A 15,512-nucleotide genomic window follows, 5' to 3' on the forward strand; every position below is an offset into this window, starting at 1 on the left:
GTCAAGTTTATCGGTCACGGGGCTTGCCTTTGCTTTCGTTTGAGAAATCCCTAAATTCTTCTTTGCCGTTGACGCGCCATGTGACGTTGATGCGATAGGGCCGTTTGGAGGTTCCCTCATATAGCGGAACGATATGGACGACGACGCTTTTGCCGTCTCGCAAATTCCTCGCCCAGCCATCTTCCATGGCGCGATAGGCATCGCGGTTGAAATTCCGGTCCTAGGGCAAAATGATTGACGCTGTCGCCGGGACCATTGAAGCGAGCAGCGATAAAATGCCCGCCATCATCGCCCGGACGGCGATCTGGCTGACCTGCCTGAGCCTGAGGGCGCCGCGAGCGCGGAGCAATCGGGCCGTCTGTAAGCACAGCAACGACTTCCCTCGGTCGCGCAATGACATCGATATGGAAATCATAGCCATTTTTCGTCTCCTTGCGCCAATTCGTGTCGAGGATCTGGTTTTCAGCGACGGTGGATTGGCCGGGTCGGGCGGCAATTTTCCGCCATGCGTGTCCATATAATAGGCTAGCGCCAGAAACTTGTTCTTGGCCGCACGTCCGGCATCCAGATAGGCCTGATGCGGCACTTTGATCCGCTGGCCGATTCTCAGGGCCGGTCGAGTGGATGCTGGTTCAACCATGCCAGATCGCGCGCGCTCAGCCCCTTGCGCCGCGCCGCAATGCGCGTCAGCGTATCGCCCGGCTGCACGATATAGGTCGAATGGTTGCCGGGATGATCGGGGCGCAGGTGGCGGCGATCCGGCGCGCGATCGCTATCCGGTCGGGCCGGTCTCCGCACCTGCCCGCTAGCCCCGGTTCCACCTGCTTGCGCGCGATTACCACCGCCGCGCGGAAAGTAACGGCCTTGCCCCGCAAAGGTGAACCGCCCATCCTCTTCGTCGTGCCATGGGTTGAATTTAATTTCGACCTGCACGGGCGGGGGCAGGTCGGGTCGCCGACCCGTACGGAGATAGAGATTGAAGGCTATCCGTTCTAGCTGTCGGTCCGACTCATTCCCCGGCATTGGCGCATCCCCCGATTTGCGGAAAATCACGTAGCATAATAAACAGAACAAAACAAGAACAAATGGCTCAATCGCATCCATTTCGGGGACAATTTTGCAATGTCGCACCGGCTTGATATGCTCACCTATCCACGGCCCAGCCCATGCCGACGCGATGAGGGGATAAGCGATGATCAAAGCTGTATTTGCCGCCGCCACTATGACTCTGTTGCTCGCTGCCTGCGGCGACAAACCCGGCGATAAGCCCGGTGACGCGGCGGCCGATGGCTCGATGAGCAAGGAGGAGGTCAAGGCCGCGGTCGACAAGGTGCAGTTGAAGCCGGGCCAGTGGGAGGGGCGCTTCACCGTGCAGGATATCGACCTGTCCAATATGCCGGGCGCGCCTGCTGGCATGAAGGACCAGATGAAGAGCATGATGAGCCAGACCTCGCTCAAATATTGCGTCACCCCCGAAGAAGCGGCCAATCCCAGCGGCGAGATGTTTTCCGGTCAGGAGAATAAGGACTGCACCTATCAGGGCTTCGCCGTCAGCGGTGGCAGCGTGAAAGGGCAGGTGTCGTGCAAGGCGGATGGCGGCACGATGACGGCCGCCATGTCCGGCACCTATGGCGGGGAAGCCTATGCGATGGACATGGACATGAAGATGGTGGGTGGCCCCAATGGCGCGGCCATGGCGATGAAGGCGCGGTCCGAAGGCAAATGGATCGGGCCGACCTGCACCACGGCGGAATAATCCCCACGCATTTCCGCTTGCGCTTTGGCCGCGACGGGTAGAGCTTTGCCCCCGTTCCGATTAAGAGAACGGGGGAGAGGATATGCAAAAGACCGTGCTGGCGGCGATCCCGCTTGCGATGATGCTGGCCGTTGGCGGCTGTAGCGAACCGGCTCCCGCGCCGCAGGCGGAGGAAGCGCCGATCCTGATGCAGGCGGGCGAGTGGGTGCTGACCCGCAAGACCACCGGCTACAACACCCCCACCATCACCCCGGCGCAATATCAGGCGGCGCTCAAACAGGTCAGCGAGGACAAGATTTGCCTCACCGTCGATGCCGAAGGGATGCCGGACGCCGCGGCCCTGGCGGGCAAGGATGGCACGGCCTGTACCTATAAGGACAAGATGGCGCGCAAGGGCCGCCTGATCGCGACGCTGGCCTGCACGGCGGGCAAGGGTACGTCGGAGATTGCGGTGGAGGGCAATTATACCGCCGATACGCTGACGCTGGGCGAAACCATGACCCAATCGGAAGGCGGCGGCGCAGTGCTGCGCGCAACCTATGACCTTTCCGGCAAGCGGGTGGGGGATTGTCCCAAGGGTTGATGCGGGGGACTATTCCAGCGCCTTGATCGCGCGCCGGTCGCATCGTCCTTTACCCAGCGGCACGGCGGAATAGCCCGGCACCAACAGTGACTGGCCAATCCGCAGCGGGGCGAAGCGTTGGTGCGCTATGCCCTCGCACGCCAGGAACAGGTCCAGCATCCGGGGTGGCGTATCCCATTGTTCATAGGACAGGCGGAACGTCCCCCAATGGATCGGGATCGCGGTCGATGCGCCCAGTTGTTTGAACACCTCCACCGCCTGTTGCGGGCCGATATGCGCGTCCGATGCCATCTGCCCCTTCCAGAAGCGGAAGGCGCCGATCGGGATCAGCGCCAGCCGGATCGGCCCGAAACGCGCGGCCTCATAGGGCCAGCCCATGTCGCCCGCACCGGTGTCGCCGGCAAAGAAGATATTGCCCGCGCGCGTCTCGATCAAAAAGCTCGACCAGAGCGCCCGGTTGCGATCCGCGCCCCAGCGGCTGCCCCAATGATGGTTGCGGGTCACATGGACGCGATAGTCGGGGCAATGTTCGTAATTGCCGCACTGGATCACCGCCTGCGGGGCAAGGCCATTGAGCGCCGCACCGCTGACCGACTGGCCCCAGTCCAGCGCGGTCGACGGAATGCCATGCGCTTTCAATATCGTGTCATTGCCCAGGCTCGTGACGATCCTGGGCCGGTCGCGGTCCCACAGTCGTTTCAACGTCGGCAGGTCCATATGATCGTAATGATTATGGCTCAGCACGACCAGGTCGATCTTGGGCAGATCGTCGAAGCGGATGCCCGGCTGCGCGACCCGCTTGGGGCCGAAGGGGGGCAGGGGGCTGGCATGGTCCGACCAGATCGGGTCGGTCAATATGTTGATGCCAGCCGCCTGCACCAGCACCGTGGCATGGCCCACCCATGTCGCCACCATCCCGCGCGGCGCGGCGAAAGGCGCAGGACGGGCTGGCTTGACTGCAATGGCATCGGGCCATGGTGGCCGATCGTCATTACCCAGCAACCAGCGGGCGATGAAACCCTGTCGGCTCGTCCCCGGCGGAGCAGGCACATCGATCACGCCATCGGGATTGAAGAAATGCGCGCCGTCATAATGGCGGCTTTCCGGCCCTTCATAATAGATGCGGTCCAGGAAGGGCGGTACGATCGTCACGGCAAGGCACAGGGCGACCATTGCAAACAGCAATGTTACCCCGATGCCCTTCACGAATTTGGCAATCACTCCGCCGCGATGCCCGCCGCCTTGAACATGTCGGGGTCGGTGGCATCGTCCGCGTTGGCGGGTGCCGCGCGGGTCTTGCGGCGGTCGAAGGCGTCCCAGACCTCGTTCCACTGGCCCCGCGTCGCGCCCTTTGAATATTCGGTCGCGCGGGTTTCGAAGAAATTGGCATGTTCGACGCCGTTCAGCATCGGGGCGAGCCAGGGAAGCGGATGCTCGTCGATCATGTAGATGGGCTTCAGGCCCAGCTGGCCCAGCCGCCAGTCGGCGATGTAGCGGACATATTTCTTGATGTCCTTGGGCGTCATGCCGGGGACCGGACCCATTTCGAACACCAGATCGACGAACGCATCTTCGATACGGACGGTTTTCTGGCACATGTCCATGATGTCGTCCTTGACCGCGGGGGTCAGGCACTGGCGTTCGGCGCAGAAGGCGTGGAACAGCTTGATGATGCCCTCGCAATGCAGCGTTTCGTCGCGGATCGACCAGGTGACGATCTGCCCCATGCCCTTCATCTTGTTGAAGCGCGGGAAGTTCATCAGCATCGCGAAGGACGCGAACAATTGCAGCCCTTCGGTAAAGCCGCCGAACATGGCGAGGGTGCGGGCGATATCCTCGTCCGTGTCGACGCCGAACTGTTGCAGATAGTCGTGCTTGTCCTTCATCTCCTTATATTGGAGGAAGGCCGAATATTCGCTTTCGGGCATCCCGATCGTGTCGAGCAGATGCGAGTAGGCCGCGATATGGACGGTTTCCATGTTGCTGAACGCGGTCAGCATCATCTTGACCTCGGTCGGCTTGAACACGCGACCATATTTTTCGTGGTAGCAATCCTGAACTTCCACGTCGGCCTGGGTGAAGAAGCGGAAAATCTGCGTCAGCAGGTTGCGCTCATGATCGGACAGCTTCTGCGCCCAGTCGCGGCAATCCTCGCCCAAAGGCACTTCTTCGGGCAGCCAGTGCAGCTGCTGCTGGCGCTTCCAGAACTCATAGGCCCATGGATATTCGAACGGCTTGTAGACTTTGGAGGCTTGGAGAAGGGACATAGGGGTTACTCCTGCGGCAATGACCGCAAACTAAAAAACGGCATGATCGACCGGAACGCGCCTGGGCGCATCAACCGGCCGATCACAATATGTCACTGGCAGGCTAGGCACTCGTCATAATCGGTGCTGCCGCCGGCCAGTTCGAATTTGGGCGCGTCGATCGTGTTGTCGGCTTCCACGCCGCCGGCAAAACCGGCGCGCTGCACGCTCTTCGACCGCAGATAGTAAAGCGACTTGATGCCCAGTTCCCACGCGCGGAAGTGGAGCATGAGCAGGTCCCATTTTTCCACATCGGCGGGGATGAACAGGTTGAGCGACTGCGCCTGGTCGATATAGGGCGTGCGGTCCGCGGCCAGTTCGAGCAGCCAGCGCTGGTCGATCTCGAAACTGGTCTTGAACGTGTCCTTTTCTTCCTGGCTCAGGAAGTCGAGATGCTGGACCGAGCCGCCATGCTCCAGGATCGAATTCCAGACATTGGTCGAATCCTTGGCCTTTTCGACCAGCAGCTTTTCCAGATAGGGATTCTTGATCGAAAAGCTGCCCGACAGCGTCTTGTGGGTGTAGATGTTCGCCGGGATCGGCTCGATGCAGGCCGACGTGCCGCCGCAGATTATGGAGATGGACGCGGTCGGCGCTATCGCCATCTTGCAGGAGAAACGCTCCATCACGCCCTGATCGGCGGCGTCCGGGCAGGGGCCGCGCTCGATCGCCAGTTGCATGGAGGCTTCGTCGACCTGGCTCTTGATATGTTTGAACATGCGCAGGTTCCACGACTTGGCCATGGCTCCCTCGAACGGGATTCCGCGCGCCTGCAGGAAGCTGTGAAAGCCCATGACGCCAAGCCCGACCGAGCGTTCGCGGCTGGCGCTATATTTGGCGCGCGCCATTTCGGGGGGCGCGCGGTCGATATAGTCCTGCAGCACATTGTCGAGGAAACGCATGATATCCTCGGCAAACAGCTTCTCGTCCTTCCACTCGTCCCAGGTTTCCAGGTTCATCGAGGAAAGGCAGCACACGGCGGTGCGGTCATTGCCGAGATGGTCGCGACCCGTCGGCAGGGTGATTTCGGAACAGAGGTTGGAGGTCGAGACCTTCAGCCCCAGATCGCGATGATGCTTGGGCATCATGCGGTTCACCGTGTCGTTGAACACGATATAGGGCTCGCCAGTGGCCAGGCGGGTTTCGACCAGCTTCTGGAACAGGGCGCGGGCGTTGACGGTGCCGCGGATCGACTGATCCTTGGGGCTGCGCAGAAGGAAATCGCTGCCGTCGCGCACCGCTTCCATAAACTCGTCGGTCAGCAGTACGCCATGATGCAGGTTGAGCGCCTTGCGGTTGAAGTCGCCCGATGGCTTGCGGATTTCGAGGAACTCCTCGATTTCCGGGTGCGACACGTCGAGATAGCAGGCGGCAGAGCCACGGCGCAGGCTGCCCTGGCTGATCGCCAGGGTGAGCGAATCCATGACGCGGACGAAGGGGATGATGCCCGATGTCTTGCCGTTGAGGCCAACCGGTTCGCCAATGCCGCGCACGCTGCCCCAATAGGTGCCGATGCCGCCGCCGCGCGACGCCAGCCAGACATTCTCGTTCCAGGTGTTGACGATGCCTTCCAGGCTGTCGTCCACGCTGTTGAGATAGCAGCTGATCGGCAGGCCGCGCCCGGTGCCGCCATTGGACAGGACCGGGGTGGCGGGCATGAACCAGAGGCGGGAAATATAGTCATAGACGCGCTGGGCGTGGCCCTGATCATCGGCATAGGCCGCCGCGACGCGGGCGAACAGATCCTGATAGCTTTCACCGGGCAGCAGATAGCGGTCGTTCAACGTATCCTTGCCAAATTCGGTCAGCAGTGCGTCGCGCGACGGATCGGTCACGACGTCGAAGCGCCGTTCCTGCACCGCAGACGAGGATAAAGGCTCCGCCTTGGTCGGCGCGGCAGGCTGTTCGCTCACCCGGTCCATCACATCATCCATCACAGTCGCCACGTCGTTTGTTCCACCCTGTCCGCTATCCCGAAAATCCATGCTCAACCCCCAATGTTCCTGTTCCGTTCGATTCGGTCAAGCTGGTTCGGCAGGTGCCGACACCTTAGCAGATACCGTATCGCGACGGGGCGGAAATGGGACCAACTGACGGGATTGCAGGGACAAAAACCCCCTTGCGCTGAAAACTGGTCCAGCGACGCAATCACAATCTGTTGGGTGACCCCCGTTTACCCGATACCACAGATAGTGCCATAGCCTGTTTTGGGCGCAAGAGGGTAAATGACGGTTTAGGGACTCAGTTCGTCGCTGTTCCGATTCCTTTCGTCGCTGATTTCGCCCGCTGCAACGCAGCGACGCACGGACTTTCCTCGCTCCCCGGAAAGACAAGCGGGAAAAAGCGGCCTGAAAAATAATTTTGCCTTGCCACGCAAATGCGTGGTGCGCGCAAAAGGCGCTATGATGGTGCCTCCAGCAGACCGCCGCCCGTCCTGTTCACCCGACGCAAAGGCCGACCGATGATTCTCTATTATCACCCGCTCTCTTCCTATTGCTGGAAGGTGCTGATCGCCGTTTACGAAAATGGCACGCCCTTCACACCGCAGATGATGGAGGAGGAGGGCGTTGCGCAGGAATGGCTGGCGCTGTGGCCGATCGGCAAATTCCCGCTGCTGCGCGATTCGACCCGCGACACGATCGTCGCCGAGGCCAGCATCATCATCGAATATCTGATGACGCATGAGCCGGGCACGTTCCGGCCGATTCCGCTCAATCCCGACGCGGCGTTGCAGGTGCGGATGATGGACCGGCTGTTCGACAATTATGTGATGACGCCGATGCAGGCGATCGTCGCCGACCGGCTGCGCCCGGCCGACTCGCGCGATCCTTATGGCGTAGAACAGGCCCGCGCGCTGATCGCGAAAGCCTATGCCCTGCTGGAAACCCGGATCGGCACACATGGCTGGGCGGTGGGTGAGAATTTCACCCTGGCTGATTGCGCGGCGGCCCCCGCGCTCTTCTATGCCGACAAGATCGTACCGATCGGCAGCGATCATCCGCGCCTCGCGGCCTATCTCGCCCGGCTGGTGGCGCGGCCCAGCTTCGCGCGGGTGCTGGCCGAGAAGGAACCGTGGTGGCCGATGTTCCCCTTTGCGAATGGCTATGCCTAGCCTCTCTGGACAGGCGGACGATTCCTGACTAGCCGCTGCCCGTGCAGGAACCCGCCGTGCAGGGCCGGGCCGCAGACATAAGGGATCTGGGTAAGATGACGCTCATCAAGACCGCCGACCTGATAGAGAGCGTCGCCGACGCGCTTCAGTTCATCAGCTATTATCACCCGATGGATTATATCCGCGCGCTGGGCAAAGCCTATGAGGCGGAACAAAGCCCGGCGGCCAAGGACGCCATTGCCCAGATCCTGACCAACAGCCGCATGTGCGCGGAGGGGCATCGCCCGATCTGCCAGGACACCGGCATCGTCAATGTGTTCGTCAAATGGGGCATGGAATGCCGCCTGGACGACAATAGCCGCTCCATGCAGGATGTGATCGATGAGGGCGTGCGCCGCGCCTACCTCAACCCCGAAAACCGCCTGCGCGCCTCGATCCTGCGCGATCCCGCGTTCAGCCGTCAGAATACCAAGGACAATACACCCTGCGTGCTGTCGGTCGAAATGGTGCCGGGCAATAAGGTCGTCATCGACGTCGCGGCCAAGGGTGGCGGGTCGGAGAACAAGACCAAGTTCAAGATGATGAACCCCAGCGATTCGATCGTCGACTGGGTGCTGGAGATGATCCCGCAAATGGGCGCGGGCTGGTGTCCGCCGGGTATGTTGGGCATCGGCATTGGCGGCACCGCGGAAAAGGCGGTGGCGCTGGCCAAGGAAAGCCTCATGGACGCGATCGACATGGGGGAACTGAAAGCCCGCGGGCCGCAGACCGAGATTGAGAAGATGCGGGTCGAGATTTTCGACAAGGTCAACGCGCTGGGCATCGGCGCGCAGGGGCTGGGGGGTCTCTCGACCATTCTCGACGTCAAGATTTACGATTATCCCTGCCATGCGGCGGGCAAGCCCGTGGCGATGATCCCCAATTGCGCCGCCACCCGCCATGCCCATTTCACGCTCGACGGCTCCGGCCCCGCTTATCTGGAAGCGCCCAAGCTGTCCGAATGGCCCGACGTCAACTGGACGCCGAGCAAGGAGGCGATCCGGGTCGATCTCAACACGTTGACGCCAGAGATCGTCCAGAGATGGAAGCATGGCGACCGGCTGCTGCTCAACGGCAAGATGCTGACCGGGCGGGACGCCGCGCACAAGCGGATCAAGGATATGCTGAGCCGGGGCGAGAGCCTGCCTGTCGATTTCAAGGGCCGCGTCATCTATTATGTCGGCCCGGTCGATCCGGTCGGCGACGAAGTGGTCGGCCCCGCTGGCCCCACCACCGCCACCCGCATGGACAGCTTCATGGACATGATGCTGGAGCAAGGCCTGCTGGGCTGCGTCGGCAAGGCCGAACGCGGCGTGGCGGCGACCAAAGCCATCGCCAAGCATAAGAGCGCCTATCTGATGGCGGTCGGCGGTGCGGCCTATCTGGTCGCGCGCGCGATCAAGGGGGCCAAGGTCGTGGGCTTTGAGGATCTGGGCATGGAAGCCATATACGAATTCGATGTGGCTGACATGCCCGTGACCGTCGCGGTCGATAGCGAAGGCCAGAATGTCCACCATCTCGCCCCGCTGGTCTGGCAGGAAAAGATCAAGCGCGAAGGGCTGCTGGAGGGCGTGTGAGGGAATGATCCTCCCCAAGCAAGCTTGGGGAGGATTAGGTAATCGCACCAACCTGCATCAAGCCCCCGGAACCCCTGCCTCTACCCGGCATTGTCTCCGCATCCTTATCCCGGAGCCAGTCCCATGTCCTTCACCCAACTAGACCCACCCTTGCCCGTCCATGTGGAGGGCAAGGGGAAGGGCTATGCCCTGGCCGTCATCGATTATGGGCAGGAGCATAATCTGATCTGGGTGACTGGCCTGTCCGACAGTGGCGAAATCTGGTGTGCGCCCAATCCGCTGGTGCGGCTGGAGGCGAACTGGACGATGGGGCGGGACTGGGCGCGCCATGGTCTGCCCGGCGTCAAGCCGAGCTAAACGCAACAACTGTCTGGCAAGCGTCATACACCGCTGTTATCCTGTTTCCCATGACGGGGGAAATAGACGCGGCGGGGGACGCTATCACCGGAGGCATGATCGCGCGCGCGGTCGAGCCGGGGCATGGCGAGTCAGAGCATGACGGCCATGGGGCTTGCCTCAATTGTGGCGCGACGCTGGAGGGTGCCTATTGCGCGCAATGCGGGCAGGCGGCCCATATCCATCGCAGTTTCGGCGCGATCGGGCATGATCTGGCCCATGGCGTGCTGCATTTCGAGGGCAAGATATTCAGGACATTGCCCGAACTGGCGCTGCGGCCGGGCAAGCTGACGCGGCGCTACATCCTTGGCGAGCGGGCGAAATTCGTGTCGCCCTTTGCCCTGTTCCTGTTCAGCGCCTTCCTGATGTACGCCATCTTCTCGCTGACCAGCGGCCATGGCGCCAGTGCGGGCAAGATGGTGCAGATGGATGATGGCGCGATCGCCGAACTGCGCGCCGAAGAGGCGAAAGCCGACGCGCAGATTGCGAAGATCGAGGCGCAACTGAAGGCACCCGGCCTGACCCCGGCACAGCGCGCGACGCTGAACGAGGATCTGGGCGAGGCGCGCGAGGAGCGGCAGGGCATTTCGCTTGCCGCCAACATGACCGAAAGTCTGCGCGGTGAGGGCATGAATGGCGGGGTTGCCGCCACGGTAGGGGAGGTAGTCAGCGCCGCAGCGAAAGACCCGGAACTGGCCTATTACAAGCTCAAGGCCAATGCCTATAAATTCTCTTGGGCGCTGATCCTGTTTTCCATGCCGTTCGTATGGCTGCTCTTCCCGTTCAGCCGCCGCTTCAAAATGTATGATCATGCGATCTATGTGACCTATTCGATCGCCTTCATGTCCTTGCTCTTTTCGCTGTCGATGCTGCTGTCGGCGCTGCATGTCACCGCCGGTCTGGTAACCACCGCGCTGCTGCTCTATGCCGCCTGGCACATGTATCGGCAGATGAAGGATGCCTACAGCCTCTCACGCCTTGGCGCGCTGTGGCGCCTGCCCTTGCTCTATATGTTCGCCTGCCTCGCGCTGGCGCTATTCTTCACGATGCTGGTGATGATGGGATGACGCAGAGCACCGGGCGGCTATAGCGGCGCGATGATTACTTCGCCAATCTGGCTGCCCGCAACGCTTATGGCAGGTGGGGTGCAGGCATGGCGCACCGCCGTCCAGCGGCGGGTGAGCCAGAGCCTGTCGCTCAACGCGGCGGGGTTGGTGCGCTACCTGTATGGCCTGCCGTTCGCGTTGATGCTGCTGGGCGGATATTGGCTGGCCAATCCCGCGCCCCTCCCCGCCGTCGGCTCGCTATTCCTGCTCTTCTGTATCGGCGGCGGACTGGCGCAGATCATCGCCACCAATCTGCTGATCCTGGCGTTTGGCCATCGCAATTTCGTCGTCGGCACCGCCTATTCCAAGACCGAAGCTGTGCAGGGCGCGCTCCTGTCCTTCCTGCTCATGGGCGAACGCTTGTCGCCACTCGCCTGGGCCGGGATCGGCTGCGGCGTGGCGGGGGTGATGCTGCTCTCGACCGGTGGCAGGCGCATGGGGCCAATGGATTTCATCCGTGCGTTGGGCCAGCCCGCCGCACTGTGTGGGATCGCGTCGGGATTTTTCTTCGCGCTGACCGCGATCGGCATCCGCCGCGCGACGCAGCAAGTGGAAACCGGCGATCCGATCCTGGCAGCGTTGGTCGTGCTGGCGGTGACGGTCGCGCTTCAGACTGTGATGCAGGGCGGCTGGCTGTTGGCGCGCGAACCCGGCGAGATGCGGCGCGTTTTTGCTACCTGGCGGGTATCGGGACAGGTCGGAATGCTCTCGGCCCTTGGGTCGGCCTGCTGGTTCACCGGCTTTGCCACTGCGCCGGTCGCGCTGGTGCGGATTGTTGGTCAGGTCGAGGTGGCCTTTACCATGGGCTTTGCGCATTTTTACCTCAAGGAACAGATGCAGCGCAGCGAGGCGGTTGGGCTGCTGCTGGTCGTGACGGGCGTGGTGCTGGCGCTGGCCGGATCGCTCTGACGCATCGCTAATCTTTCCTTTACCATGTTGGATTAGCCCTCTGTCCGTGGGTAGCGAAGCAAAATCCGAAACCGTTGCAAGAGCGGTAATGAAGGTGGCCAAATTGTCGGGCGACCTGGGCATCCGTACGCTCGATTTACAGGCCGATATCAGCGAACTGGCCGACCGGGTGACGCATCAGGCACGCACGATCGAGGCGATCAGCGGCGCGGCCACACAGTTGTCGCACGATGGCGAAAGCGTGGCGAATGCCGGGCAGGATGCGCGCGCCAAGGCGATTGCCGCCCGTTCCATCATCGACGATTCGGGCCGGCAATTGTCCGCCGCCAACCATGTGTTTGTCGATCTGATAGATCAGGTCAGCCGCATCCATGATCGGCTGGACGGTTTTGGCGAAGCGCTCAAGACCGTCGCCCATGTCACCAATGTGATCAGCGGCATTGCCAGCCAGACCAATCTGCTCGCGCTCAACGCCACGATCGAGGCGGCGCGGGCGGGCGATGCCGGGCGCGGCTTTGCCGTCGTCGCGGCCGAAGTGAAGAAGCTGGCGCAGGAAACGGGCGCTGCGACCCACACGATCGAACAGTCGATCGCGGCGCTGACCGGCGAAGCGGGCGGGATGCTCGACAGTATCAACCGCGGCGCACAGACCGCGCGCACCGCGCAATCGGACACGCGCAACATAGAGGCGCTGGTCGAACGGCTGGGTTCCCTGATGGTCGACCTGTCGAGCAATAGCGAGGGCGTGGCCGAACGGATCGCGTCGATCGTAGGGTCGGCGGGTGAAATCCGCTCCGGCCTGGCTGCGCTCGCTAGCACGTCGGCGGACAATGCGGGCGGCCTGCAACGGCTGTCGGGCCGCGTATCGACCGCCAGCGACGATACCAACATGCTGCTGCAATATCTGGCCGAAAGCGGGGTTGCCATCCCCGATTCGCCCTATATCAGTTTCAGTCTGGAATCGGCTGAGATCGTCAACCGCGCGATCGAGCAGGCAATCGACAGCGGGCAGATCAGCGAAGCGGCGCTGTTCAGCGACTATCCCACACCGATTCCCGGGACCGATCCGCAACAATATAGCCATCCCGTGCAGGATGCGATGCTGCCCGCCGCGCGCGCGCAGCAGGACAAGGCCCGCGCCTTCACCGGCCTGTTCGGCATGACCTTTACCGACCGCAACGCCTTTGGCGCGGTAGCGATGCCCGAACGCGCCCATCCCCAGCGTCCGGGCGATGACGCATGGAATGCGGAATATTCGCGCCAGGGGCTGATCTTCGATTTCCCCGATACGCGCGAGCAATGTCGCACGACCCAGCCCTTTTGCATCAAGGCCTATCGCCGCCTGACCGCGTCCGGCGACGTCATCCTGTTGAAACAGGTGATCGCGTCGATCCATGTGAAGGGGCGGCACTGGGGCATACTCCAGATGGCCTATCAGGATCAGGGCTGACGGCCAGACTGTCGGGTGCCTGAACGATTCGGGCATCACCTAATTTCACTATACGGCTTCGGTTCGTGGCGATTCTGCCGCCGCCCCGCCCCGCCCCGCCCCGCCCCGCCCCACCTCATCCTGCTCCACGATGAACGGGCGGTTTTGTATCGTTCATGCAACATCCTTTATCGTCGGTGGTTCTGACATTTAAGACTGCACCCAAGCGAAGGACCCCGCCCATGACATTCACTTTCAGACAGGCCATTGCCGCCCTTTCGCTCGGCGCTATGACGCTGACCGGGCTTGCGGCCACGCCCGCCTTCGCGCAGCCGGGTCGCGACAATCGCGAACGGCGCGATGATCGCCAGGACCGCAGGGCGGACCGTCGGGATGACCGCCAGGATCGACGCGCCGACCGCCGCGATGATCGCCGCGACTGGCGCCAGGACCGCCGGGACGACCGCCGCGTCACTTATCGCCGGCCCGGTCGCCCGGTGTACAGCTATGACTGGAACCGCCCCGATCCGCGCTATGGTCGCAGCTATCGGCCAGACCGCTATTATCGCGCCGGTTATCAGCCCATCCGCGTCGATCGCCGCACCCGCATCTATCGCGGCTATGATGACCGCTATTATTGCCGCCGTTCGGACGGCACGACCGGTCTGATCGTCGGCGCGGCGCTGGGTGGCCTGCTCGGTAGCCAGATCGACCGTGGCCAGTCCAATGTCGCAGGCATCCTGATCGGCGGAGGCGCAGGCGCGTTGCTGGGCCGCGAAATCGACCGTGGCAGCCTGAACTGCCGCTAAAACGGGAAGGGGCGCGTGGGGTTCAACACCAGGACCGCCGCGCCCCGTCCCATTCGCGCGCCAATCCTTCAGCCACCAGCATCCCGCCGATCGATTCGCCGCCGCGCGTCACGACCCTGAGCGCCCGGCCATAACGGTCGGTATCCCGATCGCCGCTTTCCAGCGAAAAGGCGCCTTCATTCATCAACGCCTGCAACCGCTCCGTCGCCCGTGCGCCCAATGCGCCCTCGGCAGCACAGCGCGGCCCGTGTGTTTCGGGCGTATCGATATCGGCGATCCGGTATTTTTCGCCGCTGAACCAGAATGTGTCGCCATCCACCACGCAATTGACCCCGCCGCCACTGTGGCAAAATCCGAATTCCGCTGACAGCGTATCGGCGGGCGCGCTCTGCCGGGGCATTTCTAACGGCGGCCAAGCGCCGCGCTCCATCCATACCGGCCCGTACCCGCCAACCAGCAGCCCCAGGCACAGCGCATAGATGATCGCCGGACCGCTAAAGCCCGCGTTGCGCCGTTGCGCTCGTCCATATCTCTGTCTTGCCATGCCGCCAGGATAGGCGGCCATTGGCAAAGAGGGCGTTAAAGCCGATCCATCCTCTCACCGATCCGGTCACGATCCGGTTTGATGCGGATCAATGACGCGTGCTTTCCATGCGTCATGCTGGCCCTTCCTTCATCCGAAATGGAGCCAGTCGATGAACGCCACCGCGCCGCCCAGCCCCTATGTCCGCATCGGCGGCGAACCGGTGGTCGCGGCGATCGTCAACCGCTTCTATGACCTCATCGAACAGGACAGCCTCTATGCTGACCTGCGCGCGCTCCATGCCGCCGATCTGGCACCAGTGCGCCATGGCCTGACCCGTTTTCTGTCGGGCTGGTTGGGTGGCCCGCGCGACTGGTTCGGGCGCGGCCAGTGCGTCATGTCGCTCCACCGCGCCTTCCCGATCACCCCCGCGCTGGCCGACGATTGGGCGCTGGCGATGACCTGCGCCATAGCGGGTCAGCAAGATATGGACCCTGCCATCGGTGATGCGATGGCGCAGGCGCTGGGGCATATGGCGCGCGGCATGATCAATTTCGCGCTGGACGGCGGCAGCGCGGCCGCTTGATCGAAGGCGTCAGTCCTCGTCGCTTTCCGCCCCGTCCTCGTCATCCATCGCCGGTTCACCGGCATAGGCGTCCATGTCGATCCGGCCGGACCGGTTCATCGCATTCATCGTGTCGACCAGGTCCGGCACGTCATCGGGGATGATCTGTGCCGGATTGCTGTGTCCGCCGCGTTCGCTATCCTCGCTCAGGTCCGTAGCCCGCGTCCGTGCGGACTCTGCCACATCCTGCGCCTGCGTTCCCGCTTCGCTCTGTTCTGCATTGTGGTCGATATCATTGTCGGGGATAGGGTGGGCCATGGACGCTCTCCTGTAACAGCTTCAATCCCTTCCCAACGGTCCGCATCGCCCGCCGTTCCGCTTGGGCGTCGCTGAATCCACTGG

General features: G+C 62.5%; 18 protein-coding genes. 10 read left to right on the forward strand and 8 right to left on the reverse strand.

Translation table 11 applies throughout. The features are described 5' to 3' along the window. Positions 1-7: 7 nt before the first annotated feature. The 3 genes from KRZ98_RS24155 to KRZ98_RS24165 are packed head-to-tail and all read right to left on the reverse strand — an operon-like array spanning position 8 to position 1,023. Positions 8-187 carry a hypothetical protein gene (locus KRZ98_RS24155; protein WP_254798467.1) on the reverse strand — a complete coding sequence of 60 codons (180 nt, stop codon included), beginning with the start codon at positions 185-187 and terminating at the stop codon, positions 8-10. Then, complete coding sequence (locus KRZ98_RS24620; RefSeq protein WP_368389837.1) at positions 117-626, reverse strand: DNA/RNA non-specific endonuclease; 510 nt, start codon at positions 624-626, stop codon at positions 117-119. Before KRZ98_RS24620 ends, KRZ98_RS24155 begins: the two co-directional genes overlap by 71 nt. Continuing rightward, a complete protein-coding gene (locus KRZ98_RS24165; RefSeq protein WP_254798469.1) occupies positions 607-1,023 on the reverse strand; it encodes a LysM domain-containing protein in 417 nt (138 codons plus the stop codon). The genes KRZ98_RS24620 and KRZ98_RS24165 overlap by 20 nt, the downstream gene beginning before the upstream one ends. 169 nt (positions 1,024-1,192) lie before the next feature. On the opposite strand from KRZ98_RS24165, the gene KRZ98_RS15465 reads away from it, so the two are divergent. Continuing rightward, positions 1,193-1,756 (forward strand): DUF3617 domain-containing protein, encoded by a 564-nt coding sequence (locus KRZ98_RS15465; protein ID WP_254798471.1) that lies wholly within the window; start codon positions 1,193-1,195, stop codon positions 1,754-1,756. A gap of 82 nt (positions 1,757-1,838) precedes the next feature. Next, complete coding sequence (locus KRZ98_RS15470) at positions 1,839-2,339, forward strand: DUF3617 domain-containing protein (protein WP_217674339.1); 501 nt, start codon at positions 1,839-1,841, stop codon at positions 2,337-2,339. Positions 2,340-2,348: 9 nt separating this feature from the next. On the opposite strand, the gene KRZ98_RS15475 is transcribed toward KRZ98_RS15470, so the two are convergent. From KRZ98_RS15475 to KRZ98_RS15485, 3 genes are all read right to left on the reverse strand, one after another. Next, positions 2,349-3,512 carry an MBL fold metallo-hydrolase gene (locus tag KRZ98_RS15475; RefSeq protein ID WP_217674418.1) on the reverse strand — a complete coding sequence of 388 codons (1,164 nt, stop codon included), beginning with the start codon at positions 3,510-3,512 and terminating at the stop codon, positions 2,349-2,351. Positions 3,513-3,556: 44 nt separating this feature from the next. Continuing rightward, positions 3,557-4,606, reverse strand: a complete 1,050-nt coding sequence (locus KRZ98_RS15480) for a ribonucleotide-diphosphate reductase subunit beta (protein ID WP_006948666.1) — start codon at positions 4,604-4,606, stop codon at positions 3,557-3,559. A gap of 92 nt (positions 4,607-4,698) precedes the next feature. Further along, complete coding sequence (locus tag KRZ98_RS15485; RefSeq protein ID WP_217674340.1) at positions 4,699-6,630, reverse strand: ribonucleoside-diphosphate reductase subunit alpha; 1,932 nt, start codon at positions 6,628-6,630, stop codon at positions 4,699-4,701. A 476-nt stretch (positions 6,631-7,106) separates the two neighbouring features. Between KRZ98_RS15485 and KRZ98_RS15490 the strand changes: the two genes are divergently transcribed. The 7 genes from KRZ98_RS15490 to KRZ98_RS15520 all read left to right on the forward strand — a co-directional run bounded on the left by KRZ98_RS15490 (position 7,107) and on the right by KRZ98_RS15520 (position 14,022). After that, a complete protein-coding gene (locus KRZ98_RS15490) occupies positions 7,107-7,757 on the forward strand; it encodes a glutathione S-transferase family protein (RefSeq protein WP_217674341.1) in 651 nt (216 codons plus the stop codon). Between the two features lie 95 nt (positions 7,758-7,852). Continuing rightward, positions 7,853-9,373: a fumarate hydratase gene (locus KRZ98_RS15495; protein ID WP_217674419.1), complete on the forward strand. Its 1,521-nt coding sequence runs from the start codon at positions 7,853-7,855 to the stop codon at positions 9,371-9,373. 123 nt (positions 9,374-9,496) lie between these two features. After that, positions 9,497-9,730, forward strand: coding sequence for a hypothetical protein (locus KRZ98_RS15500; RefSeq protein ID WP_217674342.1), 234 nt, complete (start codon positions 9,497-9,499; stop codon positions 9,728-9,730). Positions 9,731-9,780: 50 nt separating this feature from the next. Then, positions 9,781-10,836 carry a DUF3667 domain-containing protein gene (locus KRZ98_RS15505; protein WP_217674343.1) on the forward strand — a complete coding sequence of 352 codons (1,056 nt, stop codon included), beginning with the start codon at positions 9,781-9,783 and terminating at the stop codon, positions 10,834-10,836. Between the two features lie 30 nt (positions 10,837-10,866). After that, the gene (locus tag KRZ98_RS15510; RefSeq protein WP_217674344.1) at positions 10,867-11,784 is read left to right on the forward strand and encodes an EamA family transporter; all 918 of its coding nucleotides are present in this window, start codon (positions 10,867-10,869) and stop codon (positions 11,782-11,784) included. An 88-nt stretch (positions 11,785-11,872) separates the two neighbouring features. Beyond that, positions 11,873-13,234: a methyl-accepting chemotaxis protein gene (locus tag KRZ98_RS15515; RefSeq protein ID WP_217674420.1), complete on the forward strand. Its 1,362-nt coding sequence runs from the start codon at positions 11,873-11,875 to the stop codon at positions 13,232-13,234. Positions 13,235-13,455: 221 nt separating this feature from the next. Next, entirely contained in the window at positions 13,456-14,022 is a 567-nt protein-coding gene (locus tag KRZ98_RS15520) for a glycine zipper 2TM domain-containing protein (protein ID WP_217674345.1), read from the forward strand. 22 nt (positions 14,023-14,044) lie between these two features. On the opposite strand, the gene KRZ98_RS15525 is transcribed toward KRZ98_RS15520, so the two are convergent. Then, positions 14,045-14,566, reverse strand: coding sequence for a thermonuclease family protein (locus tag KRZ98_RS15525; protein WP_254798473.1), 522 nt, complete (start codon positions 14,564-14,566; stop codon positions 14,045-14,047). A gap of 151 nt (positions 14,567-14,717) precedes the next feature. Between KRZ98_RS15525 and KRZ98_RS15530 the strand changes: the two genes are divergently transcribed. After that, positions 14,718-15,131, forward strand: a complete 414-nt coding sequence (locus KRZ98_RS15530) for a globin (protein ID WP_217674422.1) — start codon at positions 14,718-14,720, stop codon at positions 15,129-15,131. Between the two features lie 9 nt (positions 15,132-15,140). Here the strand turns inward: KRZ98_RS15530 and KRZ98_RS15535 are convergent, their stop codons facing one another. Continuing rightward, positions 15,141-15,428, reverse strand: a complete 288-nt coding sequence (locus KRZ98_RS15535; RefSeq protein WP_217674346.1) for a hypothetical protein — start codon at positions 15,426-15,428, stop codon at positions 15,141-15,143. Positions 15,429-15,512 lie beyond the last annotated feature (84 nt).

This window comes from Sphingobium sp. AS12 (genome assembly GCF_019097845.1).
Lineage (GTDB): Bacteria > Pseudomonadota > Alphaproteobacteria > Sphingomonadales > Sphingomonadaceae > Sphingobium.